Genomic DNA, 1,192 nt, shown 5'->3' on the forward strand with positions numbered 1-1,192 from the left:
CCTATGGACCTTAAAGTGATGTTCATCGCTGATTACCTGTCCAAAAAGCACAGCCTCAGTCAGCTGTGCCGGGACTATGAGGTCAGTCGAAAGACTGGGTACAAGTGGGTCAAACGTTACGAAACGGAGGGCCCTGGTGGGCTCGATGAGCGTAGCCGCTGCCGCCACAACCAAACCTATGTGGTGCCCCTGGCCGTGAAACAGGCAATCATCGAGCTTCGTTCGATTGGCGAGACGGTTCCCGGTCCGAAGAAGATTCAGAACAGCCTTGTACAGCGTTTTCCGGATCAGGATCCACCCTCGAAAACGACCATTTACAACATCCTCAAGGCGGCTGATTTGATTGCCCCCCGCCCGTTGCACCGACGAGTGGCTGTTCACCCCAAGCCTTTGCGTAAGGCAGAAAATCCCAACCAGCTGTTCAGCGCTGATTACAAGGGGCAGTACCTTACCGGGGCAGGTGTTTGGTGTTATCCGCTGACGATCATGGATCATGCCAGTCGGTTTTTACTGGCTTGCCAGAGCATGGGCAGCACTAACCTCAAGGAAACCCAGCAAACCTTTGAGCGGGTTTTTCGTGAATGTGGGCTGCCAGAACGCATTCGTACCGACAATGGCGTACCGTTTGCCAGTACAAGCCGTGCGGGGCTGTCACAGCTATCGATCTGGTGGATGAGGCTTGGGATCATTCCTGAGCGGATCGAGCCAGGTCGTCCAGATCAGAACGGGCGGCACGAGCGTATGCACCGGACGTTAAAAAGTACGTTGCCTCAACCTCCGGCGATTGCCTGGGAGGCCCAGCAGCGTCACTTTGATCGTTTCTTGCAGCACTACAATTACGAACGTGGGCACGAGGCGCTTGGACAGAAAACACCTGCCGCCTGTTACACGCCTTCAACTCGAATGTATCCAGAAACGCTACCAGAGATGGCTTATGCGAGCCATATCGAGAGCTACCTCGCCGATAGCAACGGGATCATCAATCGAGGAGGTCTGCGAGTTTATGTTGGCAATTTGCTCTGTCACCAGACCATCGGAATGGAGATGGTTGGTGATGGGGTATGGAACGTGATCTTCGGCCCAGTGATCTTGGGGCACGTGAACGCGAGGAATGCGAAGAACGGTTATGTTTCAATCAAAGTGTCACCTATGTGAATGCACTTTTTTGTAACCCATGTGGTTGTCCCGTACA

The 1,192-nt window shown here is 53.8% G+C and carries 1 protein-coding gene; it reads left to right on the plus strand.

Going from position 1 to position 1,192, the window contains the following annotated elements:
• On the plus strand, positions 1 to 1,155 hold a 1,155-nt coding region (locus MA884_RS27750; RefSeq protein WP_256233480.1), incomplete at its 5' end, for an integrase core domain-containing protein.
• Positions 1,156 to 1,192 lie beyond the last annotated feature (37 nt).

This window comes from Pseudomonas sp. Q11 (assembly GCF_024494355.1).
In the GTDB taxonomy this organism is placed as follows: Bacteria; Pseudomonadota; Gammaproteobacteria; order Pseudomonadales; family Pseudomonadaceae; genus Aquipseudomonas; species Aquipseudomonas hefeiensis.